This window comes from Synechococcus sp. Minos11, assembly GCF_014279855.1.
GTDB lineage: Bacteria > Cyanobacteriota > Cyanobacteriia > PCC-6307 > Cyanobiaceae > RCC307.
Genome location: NZ_CP047953.1, coordinates 1,245,128 through 1,267,324, shown reverse-complemented (window position 1 = coordinate 1,267,324; position 22,197 = coordinate 1,245,128). Strand labels below are relative to the sequence as shown.

The window sequence follows — 22,197 nt, the reverse complement described above, 5'->3', positions numbered from 1 at the left end:
TACGGGCCCTGGATTTGCCTGCGTGACGCCCACTTCGGCCGTGTTGGCTCGCCCCCTTCTCTGCGGTTATTACGGCGAACACAACATCGGCGATGACGCCCTGTTGCAAGCGCTGCTGAGCGGGTTGCCGGCCGGGGCCAAGCCCTGCGTCACGGCAGCTGATCAACAGCAGGTTCAGCAGCGCTTTGGCGTGTTCACCTGCGATCGACGCCGTTTGCGCTCCACGTTGCGCGCCTTGGCTGACTGCGATGGCTTGATCCTGGGTGGCGGCAGCCTGCTGCAGGACAGCACCAGCTGGCGCAGCCTGCTCTATTACGCCGCCTTGATCCTCACGGCACGGCTGCAGGGCAAGCCTGTGATCCTCTGGGCTCAAGGGCTTGGCCCCTTGCGGCGGCGCCGTAGTCGTGTACTCGTTTCACGCCTGCTGCCGCTGGTGTCAGCTGCGAGTTGGCGCGACCGACAGTCGGCTGCGTTGGCCCAGCGGCTGGCGGGCGTCAGTCGTGCGATGGACCCCGTGGCTGCTGATCCGGTTTGGACCTTGCCGCCGATGCACTGGCGTGGCCGCGGTGGCCCGATCGTGCTGGCTTGGCGATCCTCAAGCCTGCTCAGCGATGCCGATTGGTGCGTGTTGCTCCAGGCCCTGAGCGCCTTGGCAGAGCAGAGCGATCGCCCAGTGCTGTGGCTGCCACTTCATGACATCCAAGACGGGGGCTTGATGGAGCGCCTGAAGGGGCAAGGGCTGTTGCCGAAATCCTTGGCGGCGCGCAGTCGCGAAATTCGATTGCAGCGCCCCGAAGAGTTGATGGCCCAGGCCTCAGCAGCAGGCCTGGTGTTAGCGATGCGTCTGCATGGCTTAATCCTGGCGGCGCGCGCCGGTGCCCCGGTCTCGGCACTGAGCTACGACCCGAAAGTGGCGGCCGCTGCCGATGCCTTGGGCTGCCCTTGGGCTGATTTGCAGCCATTGCCTTCGGCTGATGCGCTGACAAGCAGTTGGCAGAAACAGCTCGATCAGCCCCTGCCCAGTGCCGCCATCGCCGCTCAGGTCCAGTCGGCTGCGCAGCACCAAGGGCTGCTTAAACCTGCAACTCCTTGAGCGTGCTGAGCACTTCTTGGCTGTGAATCGAGGGATTCACACCAACAAAGCGGGCGCGCAGGACGCCGTCGGGGTCGATCACAAAGGTGTGCCGTTGGCTAAAGGGGGGAATCCACGAGCCATAGAGCTTGCTCACCGCGCCGCCTGGATCGGATAACAGCGGGAAGTCGAGCCCTTCGCTGGTGCAAAAGCTGGCGTGTTTGTCGCTGCCATCCGCGCTCACGCCCACCACAGCACCGTTAGCGGCTTTGTAGAGGCTCAAGTCGCGCTGAAAGCCACGGGCTTCCAGGGTGCATCCGCTGGTGAAATCGCGCGGATAGAAATAGAGAACGAGCCAGCTGCCGCGAAAGTCATCGCGCTGCAGACGCTGCCCAAGTGCCCCAGTTTGGCCCGCTGATTCGAGATCGAAATCAGGAGCGAGTTGATCGAGCGCCGGCAAAGTCCCGCCCATCGCTGCGGCAGGCCTGGGCCGCAAGGCCAATAGGGGGAGAACCCCGAGCAGTTTGAGAACCTCTTGACGCCGCATCACAGCTGTAAAGCGACCGCCAAGCTAGGCAGCGCGCTCAGATCTTGGCGAGGTTGATGCCCAGCTCTTTGGCGTAAGCGCCCAAGCCTTTTTTCTGGATGGTGCGCAGCGCTGAGGTGGAAACGCGCAGCTTCACCCAACGGTTGCCTTCGGCCCACCACAGGCGCCGCTGTTGCAGGTTCACCTGTTGCAGCTTCTTGGTGCGCACGTGGGAGTGGCTAACAGCCATGCCGTTGTTGGCGCGCTTGCCGCTGAGTTGGCAGACCCGGGACATGACTGATTCCTTCCGAACGAATTGAATCGGACACAATGATCCGATCGGCCAATCTTTGATCAATTAGCCAAGGACTAAGCCTACCAACCCACTTCAATCTTCAGTCAATCTCCCGTTGCCGCTGCCTGAAAGCTCCGCTCAGGCGAGTTAAGACCGAAGGGTGGTGATGCAAGGCATGGCCGAACCCCTTTTGCTGGCCCTTGATCAAGGCACCAGCAGCTCCCGCGCCGTGATTTTTGATGGCAGCGGACAAGCCTTGGCGTCGGCGCAAGTCCCGTTGCCGATTGAGTACCCAGCTGATGGTTGGGTGGAACAGGACCCGCTTGCGATTTGGAGCAGCCAGCTCCAAGCCGTGCAGCAGCTGGAGGATCAATTGAGCCCGGAGCAGCGTGCTGCCGTGGCCGCCTGTGGCATCACCAACCAGCGCGAAACCACAGTGTTGTGGCGATCTGACCAAGGCCAGCCCTGCGGCCCGGCTTTGGTCTGGCAGGACCGGCGGACCGCTTCTATTTGCCGCCAGTGGCGTCAGCAGCCCGAAGCTGAGAGCTGGCAGCAGCGCACGGGGCTGGTGCTCGATCCCTATTTCAGTGCCAGCAAGGTGCAGTGGCTGCTTCAGAACAACGCCGAGGCCGCTGCAGCCCAGGCCGATGGCACCCTGCGCTTTGGCACTGTCGACAGCTGGCTGCTGTGGCAGCTGACCGCTGGCTCGGTGCATGCCACTGACCTCAGCAATGCCAGCCGCACCTTGCTGTTGGATCTCGATCGCGGCTGTTGGCTGCCGGAGGCCTGTGAGCGGGTGGGTTTAACGGCCTCGGCCCTGCCGGAGCTCAAGCCCTGCCGCAGCCATTTCGGCTGCATCGCTGAAGGTCGGCCCTTTGCCGGGGTGCCGATCACCGCCATGCTCGGAGATCAACAGGCCGCCAGTTTTGGTCAGCTGTGCTTGGAGCCTGGCCAGGCCAAATGCACCTATGGAACGGGCGCTTTCCTGGTGATCAATGTGGGCTCAACGCCTGTGCGCGCACCCGGGGGCTTGCTCAGCACCGTGGGATGGACCGAGGCCGATGGCAGCACCACCTATTGCATCGAAGGCAGCCTCTTCAACGCCGGAACCGTTGTGCAATGGCTGCGCGATGGCTTGGGTCTGATTCCCAACTCAGCGGCGATTGAAGAGTTGGCCGCTTCGGTTGATAGCGCTGGTGAACTGATGCTGGTGCCCGCCTTCACCGGTTGGGGCACTCCCCACTGGGATCCCGAAGCCCGTGGCTTGGTGATTGGCCTGACCCGAGACACCGGGCCTGGCCAGATTGCCCGCGCGGCCCTCGAGGGCATTGCATTAGCCGTAACAACGCTGATGCAACTGGCTGAGCAAGCCTTGGGACAGCCGCTGCATGAGCTGGCGGTCGATGGCGGCGCCGCCGCCTCCGATCTCCTGTTGCAGGCTCAAGCCAATAGCAGTGGGGTGCCCGTACGCCGCCCCGATCAGCTGGAGAGCACGGCCTTGGGTGTTGCCCTGCTGGCTGGTCTCTCAGCTGGATGTTTGAGCGATCTCAACGCCGTGCGCCAAGCCCGTGCCGCCGGCAGCCGGCGCTTTGATCCGACGATTGATTCAGCCGAGCGTGAACGCTGGCTGCAGCGCTGGGAGAGCGCCGTTCACCGTTGCTTGGAGTGGCATGGCGATGCCCTGCGCTGACCTGCTGATCATTGGCGGCGGTTCCAGTGGCGCAGCCCTGGCCTATGAAGCCGTGCGCCGCGGGCTCAAGGTCACCCTGCTGGAGGCTGAAGATCCAGCGGTTGGCACCAGCTCTCGCAGCACGAAGTTGTTGCACGGCGGTGTGCGCTACCTGGAGCTCGCCGTTAAAAAAGCCGATCCCGCCCAGTTCAAGTTGGTGCGCGAAGCCCTCGTTGAACGGGGGCACTGGATCCGTCAGGCGCCCTTTCTGGCCCACACCCTCAATTTGGTGCTGCCGACGGAGGGGCTGATCGAGCGCAGCTACTACCGTCTTGGGCTTGGGTTTTATGACCTGCTGGCTGGTTCAGCTGGGCTTGGAGCCACCAGCAGCCTGAATGCCGAGGGGGTGCAGCGCGCCTTCCCTGGGTTGGATCGCCGCTTCAACGGCGGGGTTCGTTACAGCGATGGGCAGTTCAACGATGCACGTTTGAACCTTCTGCTGTTGCTGACGGCGGCACAAGCGGGTCTCGAGGTGGTGCGGGATTGCCGTGTTGTGGGCTTTGAACGCACAAATGGTCGCCTCAGCGCCGCCATCAGCGAAGGCCCAGGGGGTGAGCAGCAACGCTGGCCGGCTCGCGTGATCGTCAATGCCACTGGAATCGCTGCCGATCAGCTGCGTTTGCTGGCTGACCCCGACGCTGAAGCGCGGTTGCTCGTGAGCCGCGGCACCCACCTTGTGTTGAGGGGCAACCTCTGCGCCGGCGGAGATGGTCTTTTGATTCCGCGCACCAGTGACGGCCGCGTGCTGTTCTTGTTGCCATTTTTTGGCCGCACGCTGCTGGGGACCACTGACATCCCCTGCCCAGCGGCTGAAGCCACCCAGGTGTCTGATCAAGAGCGCACCTATCTGCTCGAGCACCTGGCTCGCTGGTTCCCCGATGGCACCACGGCTGAGGTGGGCAGTGCTTGGGCAGGAGGCCGGCCCTTGATTCGCGCCGCCGGGAGCTCCGCCTCCAGTAGTCGTTTGGTGCGAGAGCACGAGGTGGAACAGCTGCCCAGCGGACTCATCAGTCTTTTGGGTGGCAAATGGACCACTTGCCGGGTCTTGGCCCTTGATGCGTTGCATCTAGTGCTGCAGCGTCTGGGTGGACCTGAGCCGGCAGCCAAGCCTTTGCCGCTGCTTGGCAGTGCTGCCGATTCAGACCAGACCGTTCCGCAGTTGCAGGCCCTGCGGCCGCGCCTGCTGCAGCAGTTGCCCGATCACCCACAACAAGCTGCCCAGGCCGAACACCTCATCGCGAGCTATGGCCTGCGGGCTGAGGAGGTGATTCACCACGCCAGGCAGCCCGCTGAGCTGGAGCCACTGAGCGAGGTGTTGCCCATTTGCCGCGCTGAGTGGCGCTTCAACATCGCTCAGGAGTGGGCAACCACCTCCAGTGATCTGCTGAGCCGGCGCAGCCGCTTGGCGTTATTGGATCAGCAAGAAACCGCCAGGCTGTCGGCGATGGCGTCGGAGCTGCTGGTGGATTCAGGCTCCACATCACCGATCAACCACCAGCAGTAGTCGTAGGCCGAGAGGTAGGCAAACCAATGCTCACTGGCGACAGGGAAGGGGCAGCCACCGAGCACCTCGCGCACCTGCTGTCCTTGCCAAGCGCCCAAATCCAGCCGCGTCGAGGCGGGATTGCCGCTGAGATTGACCGCCACCAGGATGGTCATCTCCTCGGATTGGCGGATGTAGCTGATCACTCCTGGGTGGGAGTTCTCCAGTAATTGGAAGTCGCCATACCGGAGGGCAGGGAGCAAGCGGCGGCTGAGCAAGGTGTTGCGGTGCCAGTTCAACAGTGAGCCCTGCAGGCTTTTCTGCACGGCCACATTCATCATTTGGAAGTTGTACCCAGGCCGGGTGATGGGGGGGAGCACCAGCAGAGGGTCGGGTGCCTTGGAGAAGCCACCGTTTCGCTCTGATGTCCAGGCCATCGGCGTGCGATTGGCGTCCCGGTCCCTGAGGCCGGGATAGTCCCCCATGCCCAGTTCATCGCCGTAGTAGATGCAGGGCATGCCCGGCAGGCTGTAAAGCAGAGCGTGCAGAGCCTTGTTCGGGCGCGGATCGCCGTTGAGTAATGGTGAGAGCCGGCGGTTGATGCCCCAGTTCAGCCAATGGCCTTTGGCATTGGGGAAGCCCTCGCGGACGCGGTCGACGATCTCCTCGGGCACCAGGTGTCCATCGCCGAGCCAGAGCTCATCGTGATTGCGTAGCGGCAGAGCCCAGCGGCAACCGGCGTTCAATTGGCGAAACTCCAACAGGAAGTTCTGCAGAGCACTCACCTCCCCGTGCGCCACCGCGGCGAAGAGGTGGGCCGTTAGAGCGAAATTGAAGGCTGAGTGCAGTTCGTCGTCAGCGACGTATGGCATCGCTTCATGCACAGGTTGGATGGCCTCAGCCAGCAGCAGCACCTCCTCACGGCCCAATTGCTCGCAGCGTTCTTTGGCCCTGCTGCGCAGCCGGCGCAGGAACGCATGGGTTTCAGGCAGCCCCTCGCAACGCGTGCCCTCCCGTTCAAAGAGGAAGGGGATGGCATCAAGCCGAAAACCATCAATGCCTCGATCAATCCAAAAATCGAGCACATCGAGCATCGCCTCTTGAACCTGGGGGTTGTCGTAGTTGAGATCGGGCTGGTGCCGCAGGAACCGATGCAGGTAGTACTGGCCGGCCACCGGATCCCAGTGCCAATTCGAGTCTTCGAAATGGCGGAATAGAACAGGCGCATCGCTGTAACTCTTGTCGTCGTCGCGCCAGACGTAGAAGTTGCGCTCGGGGGAGCCGCGCTCAGCCCAACGCGCACGCTGGAACCACAGATGCATGTCACTGGTGTGGTTCAGCACCAGATCGAAGAGCACCTTCAAGCCAAGCGCATGGGCATGACGAATCAGGGAGTCGAGAGCCTGTAGATCACCGAGGTCGGGATGGACCGACTTGTAATCGGTGATGTCGTAGCCGCCGTCGCGCAGCGGTGAATCACAGATGGGGGTCATCCAGACCGCATCCACGCCAAGCCAGTGGAGATAGTCCAGCCTTTGTTTCAGCCCGTCGAGGTCTCCAATGCCGTCGCCATTGCCATCAGCGAAGCAGCGGGGGATCAGTTCGTAGATCACTGACCCCTCCCACCAGGGGGAGGCGAGTTCAGCTGCGGAATTGGTAGGCATGAAGCGGGCACCCTCGACGAGGGTCTGTATCTGGAATAGACCCGCCTTGCCTTGCTTGTCAGTAGTTGGTTAGGCCCCTAGTTCGGTGGCGAGTTGCTCAAACCAGGCCACATAGGCATCAGGCCCGCCTGGAACGAGCACATCGGGCTTGAGGGGATCCTCGGGATCGCTTAAGCCCTTGAGTTCTGGGTCTTGCAAGCTGGGGCGATCCACTTCGCCAGCGCTGCTGTCCACCAGCACAACACGGTTGCTGCGGCCGAATGGGTGGCCCAGCTCCTGCAGCAAGGTCAAAAAGCCCCGATCACTGCCGCCGCGTCGCCACCCACCTTCTCCATCGGGCTCTGAGGTGATGGTGTCGCCTACCCCCACCAGCACAGGCATCTGCTCAACGGGGATGCTGCGCTGGCAGAGCTCTAGCAACTGCGCATGATCAGCTGGGGCACTGCGGGCGTTGAAGGCTTCACCCAGTGGGGCAGTGCCCGTGCCTCTGGCGATGTGTTGGTTGATCAGGGCCAAGAGGCCGGCCTCCTTCACCGCACCCCGCAGCATGAACTGAACATCGGTGGTGCCAACGTTGCCTGGCGCAGCTGGTTTGAGAACTTCCACTCCGCCGCTATTGCCCAGGTTGGGAGCCAGGTGCAAGAAAAAGCAGGCTTCCTGGCCATTGGCTTCAGCCTGCGCCAGCAGGGTTTGCATCACAGCCAAGCTGCGCTGCTGCAGCTGCTGCTGCCGCTCCACATCCCCGGTTAGGCAGCTGAACAGGGCATTGAGATTGATGGTGGGGCTGAGGGGGTTCGCCAGGATTGTGCGCTCGTACAGCGCCTCGCGCTCCGCCTCACTTAGCTCTGGCAGCAGGGGTGTGAGCTGCTCGCGCAGGCCCTTCAAAATTTTGGCTGGAAGGGTGTCCAAGGTGGCTAATTCAGCTGTGCTGATGCCGGGATAGGTGATCTGGCCAAAGCGGTCTTGCCACTGCACACCACCAGCGGCCAGGCCAGGCAGGTAGAGCCCCTCGATGGCTGGGTTGGCAGTCCCGGCAAGGGCTCTTTCCACCAGAGGGTTCACACCGCGACGTCCGGCGTGTTCGCCGTTGGTGAGCACGCAAAAGCGACCCTGCAGTCGTGCGGCTGAGCGGATGTAGGCCGCTGGCATGACCCTGGTTAGTGGATCGAGTACCAGCGGCATGCAGACCCCATCGAGGTCTTGCACCATCAGCCAGTCCTGTTGGTGCCGCAGTTCTTCCAGCAGGGCCTCGAGGCTCAAGTTGGCCATGGACGGACGCTGGCAGGGAGATCAACGAGGATGGTGGGATGCACCTGCTCGGTCAAGACCTGAGCAGGTGGATTGAACGGTTGTAGGTGCGTTTTGAAGAACGGCTTTTTTGAATCCAGCCTTGATCCCAGTCGCATCCGCGATCGCCTGCTGGAGCTCGAGAACGGCAAGGTTGGCTTTTACAGCGTGGGGCTGTATCCGATTTCGCTGGCGTACAACTGCGCCATGCAGACAGCGGATCCTCAGCTGCTGCTGGCGCCGCGACCTGGCCGCGCTCTTTTGGGGGCCTTCTCCAAAGACGACATTGCCGGCATGGATCCAGACCATTTGGCGACCGTCGAGGCCATGGGCTCCCACTTGGACGGGTCGGAGCGGGTCCCTAACAACCTGGAGGATCTGATTCGGCGCTGTGAGTTGGTTGTTCTGAGCTCAAACAGCAACCACGTGGAAGACGATTTGCAGGAAGCCATCGCCATGCGCGAGGCCCTGCAGCGGGAGCATGTGGTGTTGGCCTGTTTGGCGGGATCGTTCACCAACGATCCGATCGCCAATGAGGCCTATGTGCTCTGCGATAAGACTCCGAACCTGGCGTTCTTTTCGGGCTTTCATCGTCACGGCGCCCTGCGCAACCCGCTCGATAGCTTCACCGCCAATTTCTGTCATCCCGATGCGCTCACAGCACTGCTGGGGGCACGGATGCTCGACCGCCTCTCTCCGAACATTCAGGTGTCACCGGGTGTGCACAACATCGAAGGGCAATACATCAAAGCCGCCAAGAACATGGCCTCGATCTTTGCGGGCTTTGGTTACACCTTTCACTCAGAAAATCCCGGTGTCCTGCCCACCCTGCTGACGCTGTTGCTGGAGCAGTGTCTTGATCAGGCCGCCACGGTCTCCATCTCGCGGCGCGATCGTCAGCGCCTCTACCACCGGCAGGCCATCGCCCTAACGGAGTTGGGCTACGGCGTTCAGCGCATTGAGGCCGCCTTGGTGCGCGATGGAGATATGGAGAAGGTCCGCGACCACACGTTCTCCCAGCTCACGGCGATGGTGGCTGATGTGCGCGGCAGCATGATGCCTCCCACCATTGGCAACCCAACCCGAAACTTTCAGGCCGGTGTGCAGCTGGCTCTGCAGATGCGAAAGCTGGGCCGCTGCCCCAATGGCATCGACGAGTTGGAGCAATGGTGTGAAGACGCGGGCATCGCCAAAGGCGGTCTCGAAGGCCTCCGTTCGTTGCGCTATTGGCCCCAGATCGTTCGTCAATACGGCATTGCCCTGCACGATGCCTCGCTCATCAATCTGCTCTACATGGCTGTGTTTGGCCGTCAGGCCTCCAAGGAATCAGCCTTTGAGGTGATGACGCAAAGCCGTGAGCTGAGCAACTACTGCCAGGAATCGGTGCGCCCCACCCACAGCCGGCGCTACGCCGAGGCGCTGCAAAATCTGGATAACCCCGCTGCCATGGATTTGGTGGTGAGCGCTGTGGTGGCGGCTCTGGCGAGGCGCTCGAAGGATGACGGCAGTTTTGTCGACGATGCCAGTGATGACGACGACATGCCGGCTTATCTCAAAGCGATGAATGTGATCGAGACCGTGTGGTGATCACGAGGGCTCGATCCGTTCACCCGATCGGGCATCGAAACAAAGTGCATCGCCTCGGCTCCACTGCACCTCCAGGTGGGCTCCAGGTTGGAGACCAGCGGCCAGTGTGTCGCTGCTGGGACGCATCACTTTCAGCGGGCCGTTGGCACTGCTGAGATGGAGCAGCAAACGGTCGCCGAGCCACTCGCGTGTTGTGAGCTGGGCGTTGAGGCTGGTTTCGGTTGACGCTGGCGCAGCTCCAGCCGGTGCTAATCGCAGTTGTTCAGGGCGTAAGCCAATCAGCAGGCCGGGACGCAGCGACAGCAGGTTGATCGATGGATTGCCGAGGAAGCCCGCCACAAAGCTGTTGGCTGGTCGGCGGTAGAGCTCTTCAGCACTTCCCACCTGCTGCAGCTGCCCCCGCTCCAGCACAGCGATCCGATCAGCCAAGCCCATGGCTTCATGTTGATCGTGGGTTACGTAGATCACCGGTGCACCGATGCTGCGCAGGATGTGCTGCAGTTCGGCGCGGAGCTCCTCGCGCAACTTGGCGTCGAGGTTGCTCATGGGTTCGTCGAGCAGCATCAACCGCGGCCGGCGCAACAGGGCACGGCCGAGTGCAACCCGTTGCCGCTGGCCTCCCGAAAGCCCTGCTGGCTTGCGGTGCCGGAGGTCTTGGAGCTGCAGCAGATCGAGAACCCGGTTGATGTCCTCTTTGATGAGTTCGGGCCGGGTGCCCCGCAGTTCGGGGCCAAGGCTGAGGTTGCGCTCCACGCTCAGGTGGGGATAGAGCGCGTAGCTCTGAAACACCAGGGCCACCCCGCGATCAGCTGGTGGGGTCGCTGTGATGTCGTCGTCGCCCAGCAGGATCTGCCCGCTGCTAGCTGGATCCAGTCCCGCCAGCAGGCGCAAGGTGGTGCTTTTGCCGCAGCCACTGGGTCCCAATAGGGCGAGGATCTCCCCAGGCTGAACCGTCAGGCTGAGCGACTCCAGCAGCTGCTGGCGACCCACACGTCGCCCGAGCTGTTGCAGCTTGAGGGCTCCCTTGGACCCATTGGTGTTGGCTGCTGCGGTCATCCCTTGATGGCTCCTTGGGTGAGTCCGCTAACGATCTGTCGCTGAAACACAAGCACCAACACAATGAGCGGAATGCTGCCGAGAACAGTGGCTGCCGCAAATCCCCCATAGGGAACGGTGAACACCGAGGACCCAGCGATCCTTGCCATCGCTGGGGCCAAGGTGAGCAGATCAGCGCGGCTGAGCCAGGTCAGCGCAATGGGGTATTCGTTCCAGCAAAACAGGAAGATCAGCAGAGAAGCGCTGGCGATGGCGGGGGCCATCAGTGGCAGCAGCACCCAACGCAGCCGCTGCCAGAGCCCGAGACCTTCCAGCCGAGCGGCCTCCTCAAGCTCGGGCGGGATGTCCCGAAATGAGGCCTGCAGCAGCAGGATCGCCAACGGCAGGCTCAATCCGGTGTAGGGGAGGCTCAGGGCCAGCAGGTTGTTGCCCAGGTGCAGATCACGCGCAAGCTGCAGCAGCGCCAAGAACAACAGCACGTAGGGAAAGGCCGCGGCGATGGCGACCAGCACGTTGACGTTGCGAGCCGTTTTGCGGCCAAGCCGGCTGAGCCCATAGGCGCAGGGCACCGCAACCACAAGGGTGAGCAAGGTGGAGCTCAAACCCACCACGCCGCTGTTGAGCAAGTAGCGCCAAAAAGGAGGATTGCCCCCAAGCAGGGCCTGGTAGTGCTCGAGCGTCCAGCCGCCTTGCATGGGATTGCCGGTGAGCGTGGCATTGGGCCGAAAGGATGTGTAGAGCTGCCAGAGCATCGGACCGAGGCTCCAGAGAATCAGCAGCAACCTGTTCATCGTTGCCCTCCTGCCCAACGCGGCCGGCTGACTAGCCATAGCAGCACTGCTCCACCACTGAGCAGCAGCATCAGTAGGAACGCCGCCAGCATCAGCGTCGCGCTGTAGCCGAAATCGAGAAAGCGCATGGCATTGATGTAGGCGTAGAGCGCCAAGCTCTCGGTGCTGCCTGCCGGGCCGCCTGCCGTGAGCACCTGCACCAGGTCAAACACCCCCAGGGCCTGGGCTAAACGAAACAAGACTGCAATCAAGATGTAGGGGGAGAGCAACGGCAAGGTGATCCGCCGCAAGCTCTGCCAGCGATTGGCACCCTCTAAAGCCGCCGCTTCATAGAGATCCGCTGGGATGGTTTGCAGGCCAGCCAACAGCAGCAGGGCCACAAAGGGAGTGGTCTTCCAGGTGTCTGCCCACACCATGCTCAGCCAGGTGATGGCGGGATCACCCAAAAACGACACGGTGGGAAGACCCACCTGAGCCAGCAGCAGATTGATCGGGCCAAAGGGATCATTGAAGATCCAGCGCCAGCCCAACGCCATCACAGTGGTGGGCAGGGCCCAAGGCAGCAGGCTCACGGTGCGCAGCAGCGTTCGGCCCCGCAGCGGCTGATTCAAGAGCAGGGCGACGGCTAAACCCAGCACCAACTCCAACCCCACAGAGCAGAGGCCGAACCGCAAGGTTTGGAAGGCGTCTTGCCAGAAGCGCCCGTCCTGAAGCAGACGCTGCCACTGGGCCAACCCAACTGGTTGGGGCTCGAGCTCGGTGAGCACCGTTTGGGCCTGGGTGCTGAGCCAGGCGTACTGCAGCATCGGTAGGGCGAAGACCGCTAAAAGCAGCAGCAACGCCGGTGCCATCAGCAGCCACAGCCGTTGGCCTCTCAAATCTCACCTCCCACGGTTCGGCGCAGCTGCAGCGTTTGCTCCTGCAATTGCTCCATTCCCTGCTGCGGGCTCACCCGAGCGGTGAACACCCGGCTGAGCTCGCGGTAAAGCAGGTCGCTGATCTGTGCATAAACCGGAGTCAGGGGGCGAAGCACGGCATCAGCGAGGGCTGCCTCCAGCTCCGGCAGCTCAGGGTGAGCGGACACCAGCTTGGGATCGCGGAACACCGCTTGGCGTGTTGGGGTGTAGCCAAAGTCTTCGTAGAGCCGGGTTTGGCTCTCCTCGCTGGTGAGGAACTGCAGGGCTTCGATTGCGGCGCGCTTGTGCTGGCTGCCCCTGGTGAGGGCGAGCCCCCAGCTGCCCTGGGTCGCCACGTGGGGCTGGCCCGGTTCAGCCACCATTGTGGTGATGCCCACTTTGCCGGCTAAGGCGCTGCCAGCGCGGTTCAGTTCGTTCCAGGCGTAGGGCCAGTTGCGCATGAAGGCGGACTGACCAGCGGCGAACACTTGCAAGGATTGCGGTTCGGCCATGGTGACCACCGATGGCGGTGAGATCCCCTGGCGGATCAAGCCCTCCAGCCAGCGGGTGGCCGCCACGGCTTCCTTGCTGTCGAGGGTTGGGCTGCCATCAACGATCCAGCGGCCACCAAAGCCCCGCAGCATTTCGAGATAGACCGTGCTCAGGCCCTCGTACTGCCGGCCTTGCCAGACATAGCCCCAGCGCACGGCACCACTGGATTGCAGCTCCCGGCTGATCCGAGCCAATTCCATGGGCGTGCGTGGCGGAGCCGCCATGAGATCCGTGCGCCAATAGAGCAACCCCATCGAGGCCACCATGGGGAAGCGCCAGAGGTGGCCACTGAAGGCATTGCCCAAATCAGCGCCAGGAGCCAGGGGAGCCATGGCGTCATCACCAAGCCAGCCCTCGAGCGGTTCAAGCCAGCCGGCAGCCACGTATTTGGGCGTCCAGGTGACATCCATCAGCAGCAAGTCGTAGGGGCTGCTGCCCAGCAGCAAGCTGCTGATCGCCAGATCCGACACGGATTCGGTGTCGAGCGGCCCTCGGGTGACCTCTAGGCGGATGTGGGGATGGCTGGCGTTGAACTCCCGCACCAGGGGTGCGCTGGCATCGGCAAAGGACGCCGGCATCAAGACAGAGACCGGGATCGTGGCTGCTGGCACACCTGTTGCCATCAGCAGCAGGGTGATGCTGGCTAGCACCACTCCCAGCAACCGGCGGCGCAGCGTCATGGGCTCTAATGCTCGAGCGCGTTGAGCTGCTCACTGGCCCAGTTGGCCACGCTCAAGGTGTCAACGGCACGCTCCATGCGCTGCATGCGCTCGCGCTGCTCGGCCATCGGCATCATCAGCGCGGCGTCGATCGCCTCGTCCATGCGCCGATGGGAGTAGGGGTTGGTGAGGATTGCGCCATCGACAACCACCGAGGCACCGGTGAACTCCGACAGCACCAAACTGCCCCCTTGGCCCTTGCGGGCCGCCACATATTCCTTGGCAACAAGATTCAGCCCGTCCCGTAGTGGCGTGATCCAGCAGATGTCGGAGGCGGCAAACCAGGCCACGATTTCCTCGTAGGGGATCCGCTGCGTGGTCAGTCGAATGGGCACCCAATCGATGCGGCCGAAGCGACCGTTGATCCGGCCCACGGTCTCTTCAATGCTGCGTTGGGTGTCTTCGTAGACCTTCATGCCGGTGTTGGCTGCTACGCAGGCCAGCATCAGCACCACGTCGCCATGCATTTCTGGGCGACGTTCGAGCAGGCGCTCGTAGGCCAGCAGCAGCTCTTCATTGCCTTTGGTGTAGTCCACCCGGCTGGCGGAGATGATCAGCTTGCGACCTTTCTTGGTGTCGCGCTCGATGTCTTCGATCAGGTCCTGAACAGGGGCTGAGTCCCTGAGGGCTTGAATCACATCTGGGCTTGTGCCAACAGGTGTGGAAACCAGCTGCACGGTGCGGCCTTGGTAGCGAAGCCAAGGGGTGCAGTCGGGCTGGGCCAGGGCGCTGCCATGGTGCAGGAAATGGGATGACACCTCCTCTCGGGGCCCCCGCTCGACGGCCAACAAGCTGGAGGCAGCACGGCTGAAGTTTTCGGCGTAGCGAGGGATGTGAAAACCCACCACATCACAGGCCAGCAGGCTGCTGATGATTTCTTCTCGCCAGGGAAGGATGCCGAACACATCGGCGCTGGGGAACGGTGTGTGGTGGAAGAATCCGACCTTCACATCCGGTCGTTGCTGGCGGATGTATCCCGGTGTCAGCCATAGGTTGTAGTCGTGCACCCAGATGCAGGCACCCGGTGCGGCTTCATTGCAAGCGGCCTCGGCAAAGCGCCGATTCACCTCCTGGAATGTGGCCCAGTCGGCGTTGTTGACATTGAAGTGGCTGGGGAAGGTGTGCAGGATCGGCCAGGCCGACTCCTTCGAGGTCACGTGATAGAAGCTCGAGATCTGCTGCTGTTGCAGCGGAATCCGGCGGAGCCTGATCGTCAGTGGCTCCTCGATAACCGTTGTTTCATCCTCGCCGTTGTTGTTTTCGTCTTGGCGCCAAGCAATCCAGGTGCCCGAGGGGTGATCTCGGAACAGGTTGCGCAGGGTTGGGATGATGCCGTTGGGGCTTTTTTGGTCTTGCCAGCTGCGGTTCCCGTCCGCGTCGATGACTTCATCGAAGGGTGAGCGGTGGTAAACGAGAACAAACGAGCTCGGCACGCAGTCAGGTTGTAAACGGCGGATATAGAGGAACTTCGCGCCCCCAACGCAGAGCGCTGAGGAATGAACCAGACCTCGACTCGTACACCATCGACCCGCGGCCTGGTTGCTGTCAAACCCCTGATTTGGTCAAAGCGGTAACCGCACTGATGCTTGCGGTCGAATATCGTTTACAAAAAGAAAGAAAGTCATGGCCCTCGACCTGGCCGGCCTCTATCAACGCCTCCAGGCTGAACAGCGGCCGATGCTCCCTAGTGGAGAACATCGGGCTGTCGTTGGCTGCGGCTATGTCGGCCGCCGGCTGGTGAGTGGTTGGAGTGATGAAGGTCACACCGTGACGGCCACCACCCGCCGCGATTCGCGGCTGCATCAGCTGCGCTCGCATGTTGATCAAGCCGTGCTGTTCGACTCCGAAGCCACCAGCAACGACCTGTCGTTCTTGGGCGATGTCGATGTGTTGGTGGTCTCCTTGGCTCCGACTGGCCAACAGCATGTCTGCGTTGAGGCCTACGAATCGGTTTATCGCCGCGGCATTGAAATGTTGTGCGATGGCATCGCCAACCGCCACTCCAATCGGCCCCTGCAAATCATCCATCTGAGCAGTTGCGGGCTGTATGGCAATCGCGATGGTGCTCTGACCTCAGAGCACATGGGCTTGGATCTCAATCACCCCGTGAATGCTCTGCTCGCTGGCGCTGAGCAACAGCTTCAGTCCCTGCGTAGTGAAGCGATCAACGTCTGCACCCTGCGCCTGGGTGGCATTTATGGCCCCGATCGTGAGATCCCCGAATGGCTTGTGGCCGCTGCTGGCCAGTGCGTTGAGCGCAATGGTGACCATGTCCCCTGCTGGGTTCATGTGGACGACGTGGTTCAGGCGGTGAACCTGGCGGCGGAGCAGAAGCTCAACACCACCTTGAACGTCGTGGATGACATCAAGCTCTCCAAGCGCGCCATCACCGATCAGCTCTGTGAAGCCATCGGTTGTCCGCCAGTGATTTGGATGGGTTCAAGCCAAGACGAGCGCATTTTGCATGCCGCCATCTCGAATGAGTCGTTGAAAGACTTGGGTTTCCAACTGCAGCACCCTTCGATGCTGCAGTGGTATCTCAAGCGCCGCGCCGCTTCGGTCTGAGCCCCGGGGCTTAAAGCCCCCGGTTCATCAGCTCACCCATCAGGTCGCAGCTTCGCTGTTGGAAGCCGGCCAGCTCATTGGGTTCGAGGCCTCCGACCGAGAGCTTGGCCATTTCATAGACATGGCGGCTGAGTTGCTCGGCGAGTTGTTGGCTCGGCGAGCTCGCGCCCCCGCCGGCAATCACAGATCCAGCGGCCAGCTTTTGCATGCCTTCGACCAACCGGTGCCGGCGGTTGATCAGCAGCACGTGGTGATCAGGCAGGCCCGGGAGGCGTTGCTCCATCAAGGCGCCCATGTCGTTGATGCGGCGCATTTGCTCTGGCAGCAGGATCAACGCAGCCGGGGCGTTGTCACCCTTGAGAGCCTGCACCTGGATGGTGACTTTGTCGTTATCCAGTGAGGCCTTAAACAGATCCCGCAGGCTTTCACTGCTGTCTTTGCCTTCAGCATCGGTAACGCCGCTGTCTTTGTCTTGCAGCGAATCATCCAGCTCGGCATCCACCCGCTGGAACTTCAACTCCTCGTGGCGGTATTCCAGCCAAGGAATGAACTGGGTGTCGATGAAGGTGTCAGCCAGCAGCACTTCAGCGCCTTGCCCTTGCCAGAGCGCCAAGGCCCCGGCCTGCCCGGCCTCATCGGTGCAATAAAGGATGCGCTTGTCGTTATGGGCGCTGAGCCGTGAGCGGTAACCCGCCAGGGTGGTAAATCGCTTGCCGTCTTCAGCTGCGACCGGATCGGGGGTTTCGCCTACGCCTGCCGCTGCGGTGGTGCCAAACAACACCAGCTCGGCGACTTGATCAGCAAACTTCTCATCCTCCATGGCGCCGATCTTGATGAAGGGAGCCAACGACTCCCAAATTTCGGCATAGCGCTTGGGCTCATCACGATGCAGCTGCTTCAACCGGTCGCCCACCTTCTTGGCCACAAAGCCGCCGATGGAGCGCACCCGGCGATCGGTCTGCAGCGCCGAGCGGCTCACGTTGAGTGGGATATCGGGTGAATCGATCACCCCGCGCAAGGGCAGCAGATACTTCGGCACCACCTCCTTGATGGAGTCGCTGACAAAGACCTGATTGCAGTACAGCTTGATTTCGCCCTTTTCCCAATCAGCGCGGCCGGTGGATTTTGGGAAATAGAGGATGCCTTGCAGGTTGTAGGGGTAATCGGTGTTGAGGTGAACCCACAGCAGGGGATCGCCTTGGAATGGATAGAGGTAGCGGTACAGCTCGATGTAGTCCTCATCGCTGAGCTCCCGGGGGCTCTTGCGCCAGGGGGCTTCGCGCTTGTTGACCGTCTCCCCTTCCAGCTGCACCTCCACCGGCATGAAGTCGCAGTAGGTGTTGATCAAGGTGCGAATCCGGGCGGGCTCGATGTACTCGAGCTCCTCCTCCTGCAGGTGCAGGATCACATCGGTGCCGGGTTCGCTGCGCTCAGCGGCTTCGAGGCTGAAATTCGGTGAGCCATCGCAGCTCCAGCGCACCGCTTCAGCGTTGGGGCGAGCGCTCAAGCTCACCAGCTCAACCTGGCTGGCCACCATGAAGCTCGAATAAAAGCCCAGGCCAAAGTGGCCAATGATGGCGTCGTCTTCGCTCTTGTACTTCTCCAGGAATTCCTCGGCGCTGGAGAAGGCCACCTGGTTGATGTAGCGCTTCACCTCATCGGCGTTCATGCCGATGCCGTTGTCGCTGATGGTGAGGGTTTTGGCTTCGCGATCGATCTTGATGCTGATCAGTCCGTCGGTGCCTTCGCTGCAATCACCAGCCATGGCCGCCATTCGGCGCTTGCTGATCGCATCGGTGCCGTTGCTGACCAATTCACGCAAAAACACCTCGTGGCCGCTGTAAACGGCCTTCTTGATGATCGGGAAGATGTTTTCGGTATGGATCTGGATCTGGCCTTGCTCAAGCACCGACATGCGCCGTCTGAATTGGGGTCCACGACCCTAGGAACAGGAGGGCGACCCGCTCAATGGCTGCAGTGGTGTGAAGCCCGAACCAGTGACTCAGTTGCTGGTTTGCAGGTCGGGGCGCTCTTCCGGAACGATGGCTCCTTCCACAGGGCAGACCTGCAGGCAGATTCCACAATCGATGCAGGTTTGAAAGTCGATCCAATAAAAGCCAGTGCCCTTGGTATTGGCGCCTTGACCAGGATGGATGCAGGCCACAGGGCAGGCATCGACGCAGTCGGCGATCCCTTCGCAGACGTTGGTGACGATGGTGTGTGCCAAGAGGGGCTTGCAGACCCGCTGATCCTAAGGATTCAACCCACCCAGCGAACCGTTTGAACGCCGCGTTGTGTGGCGATGCCTTGGGCCTCGTCTTGGTTGGCGCAGGGCTCGGGCCAGAGCTCAGCGGGTTGGCCGCTTTGATGCAGCTGCTCCAGCAGGTTCAAGGCCGCATGCAATTGGCTGGGCTGGCTGTAGGCCACCAAGACCAGTTGGCCGTCTAGCCGCGGGGGTAGTTGATCGGCTTGCTCCAACAGTTGACGCACCGCCTCAACGGCAAAGCTGAATCCCACACCGCTGGCTACCGCCCCCACTGGGCTGAAGCGCTGGACCAAAGCGTCATAGCGGCCGCCACTGGCGATGGCCACCGGCGCATCAAGCCCCTGGCAGACCAACTTCACCATCACCCCGTCATAGAGCTCGAAGTCGGGATGGAAGGTGGGATCCAGCTGCAGGCGAATGCCGGCGTGGCTGGCCTGCTCCTCAATGATGCTGATCAGCTCTTTCAGCTCGGCGAGCAGACCCGTTTCTCCCAGCAGGGCTTCTAGTCCGTTGAGTACCGCTGCGGGTTCCCCGCGCAGCTGCAGCAATTGCAGCAGTTGCAAGCGTTGCTGCCCTGGCAGCTCTAGCTGGGAGAGGGCCACGCGGTTGAGTTCGCAGACGTGGCGGCGCACCGTGCTGCGCAGCGATGGCTCCACAGCTTCGAGCAGCACCGACAGCAACCGTTGATGGCCGATCAGCAGGGTGGGCTGATGCTCTGCGCTAAGCGGCAGATGGGAGCCGGCATCGAGCAGCAGACGCAGCAGTTCGGCATCACCGGCAAGCCCCTTGGCGCCCATCAGTTCCACGCCGCTCTGCAGGTCTTCGACAATGCGCAGACCTTGGTCTTCCGCTCGTTGGGCTTGGAAGGTGGAACCGCGGTAGTGCAGCCGTAGGGGGCGCTGCATGGCTGCCAGGCGCGTACAAGCGGCCCGGGCGATGCTGGCGGTCATTTCCGGGCGCAGGCCGAGAGCCTCATCGGCCACCACTTGCACCACCTGGTGCGATTGGATTGCACCGCCGGCCTCGAGGGTGTCGATCCGCTCCAGGCTGGGCGGGGTGACCTCTTCGTAGCCCCAGCGCTGGTAGACGGCAGCCAGTTGCTCTGCAATCCAGCGGTTAACCCCCACGTCGCGGGGCAGGAGGTCGCGGGCTCCACTGGCGGGCTGAAGGGCCATCCGATCGGCACGGTTGCCGCCGAATCCTATGGACCAGCGGGGATCTCAGCGTTGTAGGTCGCAGGCGGCAGCGGTTGGCATTCGGATAGGCCCTGCAACAGCGGGGCCTGCAAGGCGGCATTAGTGGCCACCACCCGGCCACTGGAGAGCTCAAGCGCACTGCCGTCGTAGTCACAGACCAGACCACCGGCGGCTTGAACCAAGGCCACCCCGGCCGCTAAATCCCAGGGCTGCAGGCCCCGTTCCCAATAACCATCCAGCCTGCCGGCGGCCACAAGGGCCAAATCCAGTGCTGCCGCACCACCGCGCCGCACGCCATGGGTGCGGTGGGAGAAATAACAGAACTCGCTGTAGTTGTTGTCGATTCGCTCGCGCCGGTCGTAGGCAAATCCCGTCACCAGGAGGGAATCCGCCAAGGATTGGCAGCTCGACACCTGCAGTGGATCCCCATTGCACCAGGCTCCGAGGCCGAGCCCACCGCTGTAGCGCTGATTGAGGCCAGGAGCGGCAATGGCCCCCAGCAGTGGCTTGCCATGGCGCAGCAGGCCGATGGAGCAGGCAAAGAAGGGAAAGCCATGGGCGTAATTGGTGGTGCCATCGAGTGGATCCACGCACCACTGCAGCTCGCGGTCGCTTCCGGGTTGATGCCCGCTTTCTTCGGCTAACACCGCCACTTCAGGTGTGCGCTCTTGAAGCAGTCGCAGCACAGCGGCTTCGGCGGCCAGATCGGCTTCAGTGACCAAATCACCGGCGCGCCCTTTGCTGCGCACCTGGCTCAGATTGCCCCAGTAGCGGCTCAACTCGGCAGCGCCGGCATCGGCCGCCGCGCTGGCAATCGCCAGCAGCTCTTGATCGCTTGGGCTCATTCTTCTTCCAGCGGAATAGCAGCGCGCACGGTGCCTTTTCCAAAGGCATTGCCGAACTGCAGCATGTAGACCTCGTCTTCGTCCTGGGTTTCCACCGTCACCGGTCCATAAGCGCGAGCCACGCAAAGCAGCCCATAACCCTGCCGGCGTAAATCGTGGGAGAGGCCCAAGGCTTCGCGTTGATCCAGCTCGCCGCTCAGCACCCTGACGGCACAGGCGGTGCAGCAGCCATTTCGGCAGCTAAATGGCAAGGGTTGGCCGCTGGCTTCAAAACCTTCCAGCACATAACGACCCTCCTCGATATCGGCGCTGAGGACTCGATTGTTCTGCCGGTCATGGACCGTGACCCGGTGCCGTGGGCTCATCAAAGCTGGCCAAGTTGAACTGCTAGGTTGCCAGCTGCATAGCCCAGCTGTGCAGAGGAGAGGTGGCCGAGTGGTCGAAGGCGCAGCACTGGAAATGCTGTATAGGGGCAACTCTATCGAGGGTTCGAATCCCTCCCTCTCCGTGCCTCACCAAGCTGCCTTAATGCAGCCAAAAAGTTGGCAGTGGACCATATCAACAACGGTTGATGGATCCGATGGTTCCCCTTCGCGCGGTATCCGGGATGCTCGCTGTGGGCGTAGGCCTGTTGACAGCATCAGGGGCTGGAGGGCTGAAAGCTCAAGCCACGGCACCGATCCTGATTACGGGGTCGAGCACAGTTGGGCCCATCACAACCTTGGCGATTCAGGGATTTCGATCGACTGCTGCAGGTCGGAAGGTGCGCTTTTCGCCTGTTGTCGAAAGTGGCACCAGTGCTGGATTCCGTGACTTCTGCAGCGGCAAGACCCCGATCAGTAACGCCTCTCGACCCATCAGCCAGAAAGAGCTCAAGCGCTGCGCAGATCAAGGCATCAAGTTTTTTGAGCTGCCGATTGCGTTTGATGCCATCACTGTTGTGGTCAATCCTGCCAACACCTGGGCAAAAAGCATCAGTGTTGCCGAGCTGAGACGTCTTTGGTCCCGCTCTGCCCAGGGAACGATCAAGCGCTGGAATCAGGTGAGTTTGGATTGGCCTGAAAAGCCAATTGTGCTGTACGGACCCGGCGCTGATTCCGGTACGTTTGACACGTTTAATCAGGCCATTAATGGCAGTAAACGAGATAGCCGTAGTGACTACATCAGTAGCGAAAATGACAATGTTCTAGTCCAAGGTGTGGCCTCGAATTCCAACGCTCTTGGTTATTTTGGTTATGCCTACTATGCAGCAAACCGAAACAAGCTCAGGGCTTTGCCGGTTGAGAGCGATCAAGGACCTGTCATGCCATCGCTTGAGACTGTTCAAAATGGAAGCTATTCACCGTTATCACGGCCTGTTTTTATTTATGTCAATGCTAAGAGCCTAAAAGACAGTTCTTCGTTAAGGGCTTTCGTGCAGTATTACCTGAATAATGCAACGCAATTGGTTGAGAAAGAGGGATCAATCCCTTTGACCAAGGCCCAGTATCTTGTCGTCAAGAGCAAGATGCTCAAACAAGTTCAAGGAACTGCTTTTGGCGGGAAAATCCCCGTCGGTTTGACGATTAGTGAACTTCTCAATCGCAATATTGATCAAACCATTAAGCGGCCTGAATTCCATCAATGAAAACGAGGGCAGAGAGAGGCTTTTCCTGCCTTCATTCTCTG

Annotated in this window: 20 protein-coding genes and 1 tRNA gene; 7 read left to right on the top strand and 14 right to left on the bottom strand. The window is 61.5% G+C overall.

Annotated elements, in window-relative coordinates; all coding sequences use genetic code 11:
* The first annotated feature begins 22 nt into the window (after positions 1 to 22).
* Positions 23 to 1,093 (top strand): polysaccharide pyruvyl transferase CsaB, encoded by a 1,071-nt coding sequence (csaB, locus tag SynMINOS11_RS07020; protein WP_186547555.1) that lies wholly within the window; start codon positions 23 to 25, stop codon positions 1,091 to 1,093.
* Here the strand turns inward: csaB and SynMINOS11_RS07015 are convergent.
* Together SynMINOS11_RS07015 and rpmB are read right to left on the bottom strand one after the other, a co-directional pair.
* Positions 1,074 to 1,619 (bottom strand): peroxiredoxin, encoded by a 546-nt coding sequence (locus SynMINOS11_RS07015; protein WP_186547553.1) that lies wholly within the window; start codon positions 1,617 to 1,619, stop codon positions 1,074 to 1,076. The two genes, csaB and SynMINOS11_RS07015, sit on opposite strands and share 20 nt — an antisense overlap.
* A gap of 37 nt (positions 1,620 to 1,656) precedes the next feature.
* Complete coding sequence (rpmB, locus tag SynMINOS11_RS07010; protein WP_011935800.1) at positions 1,657 to 1,893, bottom strand: 50S ribosomal protein L28; 237 nt, start codon at positions 1,891 to 1,893, stop codon at positions 1,657 to 1,659.
* Positions 1,894 to 2,068: 175 nt separating this feature from the next.
* Here rpmB and SynMINOS11_RS07005 point away from each other — a divergent pair, with 175 nt between their 5' ends.
* Both SynMINOS11_RS07005 and SynMINOS11_RS07000 read left to right on the top strand, forming a co-directional pair.
* On the top strand, positions 2,069 to 3,583 hold the full coding sequence (locus tag SynMINOS11_RS07005; protein WP_186547551.1) for an FGGY family carbohydrate kinase: 1,515 nt from the start codon (positions 2,069 to 2,071) through the stop codon (positions 3,581 to 3,583).
* Positions 3,564 to 5,126 carry a glycerol-3-phosphate dehydrogenase/oxidase gene (locus SynMINOS11_RS07000; RefSeq protein ID WP_186547549.1) on the top strand — a complete coding sequence of 521 codons (1,563 nt, stop codon included), beginning with the start codon at positions 3,564 to 3,566 and terminating at the stop codon, positions 5,124 to 5,126. Before SynMINOS11_RS07005 ends, SynMINOS11_RS07000 begins: the two co-directional genes overlap by 20 nt.
* Here SynMINOS11_RS07000 and SynMINOS11_RS06995 read toward each other — a convergent pair.
* A complete protein-coding gene (locus tag SynMINOS11_RS06995) occupies positions 5,039 to 6,769 on the bottom strand; it encodes an alpha-amylase family protein (RefSeq protein ID WP_186547547.1) in 1,731 nt (576 codons plus the stop codon). The genes SynMINOS11_RS07000 and SynMINOS11_RS06995 overlap by 88 nt on opposite strands.
* Before the next feature lie 69 nt (positions 6,770 to 6,838).
* Positions 6,839 to 8,038 (bottom strand): glucosylglycerol 3-phosphatase, encoded by a 1,200-nt coding sequence (gene stpA, locus SynMINOS11_RS06990; RefSeq protein ID WP_186547545.1) that lies wholly within the window; start codon positions 8,036 to 8,038, stop codon positions 6,839 to 6,841.
* Between the two features lie 93 nt (positions 8,039 to 8,131).
* On the opposite strand from stpA, the gene SynMINOS11_RS06985 reads away from it, so the two are divergent.
* Entirely contained in the window at positions 8,132 to 9,643 is a 1,512-nt protein-coding gene (locus SynMINOS11_RS06985; protein ID WP_186547543.1) for a hypothetical protein, read from the top strand.
* Here SynMINOS11_RS06985 and SynMINOS11_RS06980 read toward each other — a convergent pair whose 3' ends face one another.
* The 5 genes from SynMINOS11_RS06980 to ggpS are packed head-to-tail and all read right to left on the bottom strand — an operon-like array spanning position 9,644 to position 15,090.
* Entirely contained in the window at positions 9,644 to 10,699 is a 1,056-nt protein-coding gene (locus SynMINOS11_RS06980; RefSeq protein WP_186547541.1) for an ABC transporter ATP-binding protein, read from the bottom strand.
* Entirely contained in the window at positions 10,696 to 11,490 is a 795-nt protein-coding gene (locus tag SynMINOS11_RS06975; RefSeq protein WP_186547539.1) for a carbohydrate ABC transporter permease, read from the bottom strand. The genes SynMINOS11_RS06980 and SynMINOS11_RS06975 overlap by 4 nt, the downstream gene beginning before the upstream one ends.
* The gene (locus SynMINOS11_RS06970; protein WP_011935792.1) at positions 11,487 to 12,341 is read right to left on the bottom strand and encodes a carbohydrate ABC transporter permease; all 855 of its coding nucleotides are present in this window, start codon (positions 12,339 to 12,341) and stop codon (positions 11,487 to 11,489) included. Before SynMINOS11_RS06970 ends, SynMINOS11_RS06975 begins: the two co-directional genes overlap by 4 nt.
* Positions 12,342 to 12,364: 23 nt before the next feature.
* The gene (locus tag SynMINOS11_RS06965) at positions 12,365 to 13,618 is read right to left on the bottom strand and encodes an ABC transporter substrate-binding protein (protein ID WP_186547537.1); all 1,254 of its coding nucleotides are present in this window, start codon (positions 13,616 to 13,618) and stop codon (positions 12,365 to 12,367) included.
* Between the two features lie 5 nt (positions 13,619 to 13,623).
* Positions 13,624 to 15,090 (bottom strand): glucosylglycerol-phosphate synthase, encoded by a 1,467-nt coding sequence (gene ggpS, locus SynMINOS11_RS06960; RefSeq protein WP_011935790.1) that lies wholly within the window; start codon positions 15,088 to 15,090, stop codon positions 13,624 to 13,626.
* Between the two features lie 190 nt (positions 15,091 to 15,280).
* Here ggpS and SynMINOS11_RS06955 point away from each other — a divergent pair, with 190 nt between their 5' ends.
* Positions 15,281 to 16,222 carry an NAD-dependent epimerase/dehydratase family protein gene (locus SynMINOS11_RS06955; RefSeq protein WP_186547535.1) on the top strand — a complete coding sequence of 314 codons (942 nt, stop codon included), beginning with the start codon at positions 15,281 to 15,283 and terminating at the stop codon, positions 16,220 to 16,222.
* Positions 16,223 to 16,232: 10 nt separating this feature from the next.
* Here SynMINOS11_RS06955 and htpG read toward each other — a convergent pair whose 3' ends face one another.
* From htpG to SynMINOS11_RS06930, 5 genes are all read right to left on the bottom strand, one after another.
* Positions 16,233 to 18,137 (bottom strand): molecular chaperone HtpG, encoded by a 1,905-nt coding sequence (gene htpG / locus SynMINOS11_RS06950; protein ID WP_186547533.1) that lies wholly within the window; start codon positions 18,135 to 18,137, stop codon positions 16,233 to 16,235.
* A gap of 87 nt (positions 18,138 to 18,224) precedes the next feature.
* Entirely contained in the window at positions 18,225 to 18,449 is a 225-nt protein-coding gene (locus SynMINOS11_RS06945; RefSeq protein WP_011935787.1) for an indolepyruvate ferredoxin oxidoreductase subunit alpha, read from the bottom strand.
* A 32-nt stretch (positions 18,450 to 18,481) separates the two neighbouring features.
* Positions 18,482 to 19,663 carry an ATP phosphoribosyltransferase regulatory subunit gene (locus tag SynMINOS11_RS06940; protein ID WP_186547531.1) on the bottom strand — a complete coding sequence of 394 codons (1,182 nt, stop codon included), beginning with the start codon at positions 19,661 to 19,663 and terminating at the stop codon, positions 18,482 to 18,484.
* 26 nt (positions 19,664 to 19,689) lie between these two features.
* Positions 19,690 to 20,529 (bottom strand): inositol monophosphatase family protein, encoded by an 840-nt coding sequence (locus SynMINOS11_RS06935; RefSeq protein ID WP_186547529.1) that lies wholly within the window; start codon positions 20,527 to 20,529, stop codon positions 19,690 to 19,692.
* Complete coding sequence (locus tag SynMINOS11_RS06930) at positions 20,526 to 20,894, bottom strand: 2Fe-2S iron-sulfur cluster-binding protein (RefSeq protein ID WP_011935784.1); 369 nt, start codon at positions 20,892 to 20,894, stop codon at positions 20,526 to 20,528. The genes SynMINOS11_RS06935 and SynMINOS11_RS06930 overlap by 4 nt, the downstream gene beginning before the upstream one ends.
* A 56-nt stretch (positions 20,895 to 20,950) precedes the next feature.
* Here SynMINOS11_RS06930 and SynMINOS11_RS06925 point away from each other — a divergent pair.
* Positions 20,951 to 21,037, top strand: a tRNA-Ser gene (locus SynMINOS11_RS06925).
* Between the two features lie 63 nt (positions 21,038 to 21,100).
* A complete protein-coding gene (locus SynMINOS11_RS06920) occupies positions 21,101 to 22,156 on the top strand; it encodes a PstS family phosphate ABC transporter substrate-binding protein (protein WP_255445336.1) in 1,056 nt (351 codons plus the stop codon).
* The last annotated feature ends 41 nt before the right edge of the window (positions 22,157 to 22,197 follow it).